2 protein-coding genes and 3 pseudogenes are annotated in these 2,732 nt (G+C 60.0%); 1 reads left to right on the top strand and 4 read right to left on the bottom strand.

Annotation, left to right across the window (positions count from 1 at the left end; all coding sequences use genetic code 11):
• Nucleotides 1–53 precede the first annotated feature (53 nt).
• A pseudogene (locus HMPREF2924_RS36575) lies at nt 54–1,058 on the bottom strand (tyrosine-type recombinase/integrase).
• Nucleotides 1,058–1,450 (bottom strand): annotated as a pseudogene (locus tag HMPREF2924_RS23555) (hypothetical protein); the annotation flags it as partial. The pseudogenes HMPREF2924_RS23555 and HMPREF2924_RS36575, both read right to left, overlap by 1 nt.
• Here HMPREF2924_RS23555 and HMPREF2924_RS35630 point away from each other — a divergent pair.
• Nucleotides 1,445–1,564: pseudogene (locus HMPREF2924_RS35630) on the top strand (IS5/IS1182 family transposase); the annotation flags it as partial. The pseudogenes HMPREF2924_RS23555 and HMPREF2924_RS35630 sit on opposite strands and share 6 nt — an antisense overlap.
• A 115-nt stretch (nt 1,565–1,679) precedes the next feature.
• On the opposite strand, the gene HMPREF2924_RS23545 reads toward HMPREF2924_RS35630, so the two are convergent.
• Together HMPREF2924_RS23545 and HMPREF2924_RS23540 are read right to left on the bottom strand one after the other, a co-directional pair.
• Nucleotides 1,680–2,003 (bottom strand): XRE family transcriptional regulator, encoded by a 324-nt coding sequence (locus tag HMPREF2924_RS23545; RefSeq protein WP_004364117.1) that lies wholly within the window; start codon nt 2,001–2,003, stop codon nt 1,680–1,682.
• Nucleotides 1,996–2,361, bottom strand: coding sequence for a type II toxin-antitoxin system RelE/ParE family toxin (locus HMPREF2924_RS23540; RefSeq protein WP_015503432.1), 366 nt, complete (start codon nt 2,359–2,361; stop codon nt 1,996–1,998). Before HMPREF2924_RS23540 ends, HMPREF2924_RS23545 begins: the two co-directional genes overlap by 8 nt.
• Between the last annotated feature and the right edge of the window lie 371 nt (nt 2,362–2,732).

Below are 2,732 nucleotides of genomic sequence, written 5' to 3'. Positions count from 1 at the left end.
AATCGGTGTCCGGGATCAGTAGACCACTACATATAGACGCTTACTGGACAGATTCACACCACCAAATTGTCACGCCAGGTAGCGAGAGGGCCAAACCGCAAGGCATCCTTCAGATGCTCCGGTGAAAGGTGAGCGTAGCGCATCGTCATGGCTGGCGTCGAATGCCCCAGGACCTTCTGAAGCGTGAGGATGTTCCCGCCATTCATCATGAAGTGGCTGGCGAAGGTGTGCCGGAGAGCGTGGCTAGCCTGGCCTTGAGGTAATTGAATCGTGGTGCGCTCCAGGGCGCGGCGGAAGGATGTGATGCAGGACGTGAACGGACCATGCATCCGCCAGTGCGCCCTCACCCGGTCAGCCAGCTCTGCTGGAATCGGTACGTGGCGAACCTTCCCTGACTTGGTTCCCGCATAGGTCACGACGTTGCCCTGGAGTCGTTGCGCGGGGAGCTTTTCCGCCTCGGACCATCTAGCCCCCGTAGCCAGGCAGAGCAGTGTCACCAGCTCCGTATGCGGGTTGTCGCAACGGCTGCGGATTGATTCGAGAAGTTCGCCGATCTGCTCGGTCATCAGCCACGACAGTTCACGCTCTTGCAGCTTGAGCAGCTTCACCCCGGCCAGCGGGTTGTCGTAGTCGATCTGGCCCAGGACCTTCAGCTCATTGAACACCGCGCGGATATATCCCAGTTCGTTGTTCAGGGTCTTCCCGGATATCCCCTCCTCCAGCCGCTTCCGCCGCAAGCTCGCGTAAGAGGATGCATCCAGGGCCGTCGCTACCGGGTCACCCTATCGGGCAGCCAATTGCAGCAGCTTGAAGAGTCGTCGAGGCGCGTCGCGCAGTGAATGGCCGTGCAGGTCGTACCAGACTTGCACCAGCTCGGAGAGCCTTCGGCGATCCTTGGGTTGGATGCTCCACGCCAGGTTCTCTGTGCACTTCTGCCGCACCGTGGCTTCGAAGCGCTGGGCCTCGCCCTTGGTCTTGAACCGCTTGCGGAAGCGCTTGTCCTTGATCGGTTCGACGTCAACGAACCAGAGGCCGTCCGGGAGCTTGGTGATGCTCATCAGACGGCATAGCCTCGCCTGAGGTAGCGGTCGGAAATCAGGTGCTTGATGTACTGCTCCAGCTCGCGGCGAGTCCAACCCTTGGCCAGATAGTGGTCTTCGATGACGTGCCAGAACTCCAGTCGGTGGGCGGACTCAATCGCCTTTTTTGCGGGGATGCGCTCCCGTGCGATCAGGCAGATGAACTGGCCCAGGAACATCTCGCAGTTCTTGCCGGAGAATCCCATGGTCGTCTTGTGGTAGCGGCGGTATTCGACGCGTTCGATCAGCGGGTCGGCTTCGACCTGGACCTTCACGTCCTGTATGATCAGCGACCAGAACGGGTCATACACGGCATAACGGACGAGAAGCTTGTAAGCCTCGCAGGCGTAGCCGAACAGGCCTTGCAGGTGCGCTTCGGGGGACTGACCAAGAACACCGCGCAACTGGCGACGCTGTTCGCCCTGTCGAACCTATGGATGGCCCGTCGGCACTTGCTGGCCGGCGCAGGAGAGGTACGCCTGTAAAACACAGAAGCCAGGGCAAAAGCCTGGCTTCGGGTGAATCAGCCCCCGAAGGCTGGGCTGAAAAAGGAGTCAGGTCGCCAATCGGTTGCGTGTGACTGACTTGTTCGGAGCTTCCTTAGGCGCCCGCCTCTTCGATATCAGCGAAGTTGCTGATTTTCACCGCGCCATCCGGGAAGCGTGCAATCACTTCCAGATGGCCGCCCATGGCTTCGATGTGGCTGCGCAAGGTGGAGATGTACATATCCGTACGCCGCTCCATCTTGGCAATTGCCGGCTGCTGCACCTGCAGCACTTCAGACAGCATCTTCTGCGACAAGCCTCTAGCCTGGCGCAACTCATTCAGGGGCATTTCAGCCAACAGTTCCTGGGCCTTGGCCTCGACGCGGGCCTGTGCCTCAGGCGACATTTGCGCCCGAAGGTCGGAGAATTTCTTAGCCATCGATCAGTCCCTCCTCACGGAGCTGGTGCAAGTGTTCGTCATGGAGGCGGTCGGCAATGGGCACGTTCAATTCGTACCAACGATCATCGCCAGTCTTGTCGCCACCGATCGGCAGTATCGCGGAGCGTCTGGGGTCAAACGCGTAAAGCGTTCGGAAAGGTCGCCCGCCGTGTTGAGTCCGTAGCTCTCTCATATGGCCAGGGCGGGAGCCATTGATGCCGCTGCTGTGGGGGTGCCCCAAGGATGGCCCCCGCTCCTCAAGCAAGCGAACCGTCACAGCTAGCGACTCCTGCTCATCCTCGGACAGAGAACCCCACCAATCACCGAACTCGTCGGTGTACTCGATATCCCACGCCACAAAATATAACCCCCAGGGAATATTCCATCAAAGGAATCCTACTCAAAGAGAGCGCTTCCCGACAACGGACCGAGCGCACGGAGTCCTGAAGACGATCCGGTCCCAGATGGACGCACCAGGACCCGCGAGGCAGCCTCATTCCGTGTGTCGAAAAAGTGTCGAAATTACTCGCCCATACAGGCCGGCATAGCACAGAGCTTGGCCCATCCCCTCCTCTCCAGCCCCAGTCCTGCCCAGCCTTGGCCATTTACCGCCTCCGTCGGTTATCGGTGTCTGCGTGCGTATTCCGCCTCGAACAGCGACAGCAAGGAGCCGGTGATGCGGCGGTGCTTTCGCCGGTCTTCGGTTTCGTCGAGCAGGTCGAGGACGCT

It is taken from the genome of Pseudomonas sp. HMSC063H08 (assembly GCF_001813645.1).
GTDB classification, from domain to species: domain Bacteria; phylum Pseudomonadota; class Gammaproteobacteria; order Pseudomonadales; family Pseudomonadaceae; genus Pseudomonas; species Pseudomonas aeruginosa.
The sequence above is the reverse complement of the archived record's forward strand: the minus strand, read 5'-3'. Positions and strand labels throughout refer to the sequence as shown.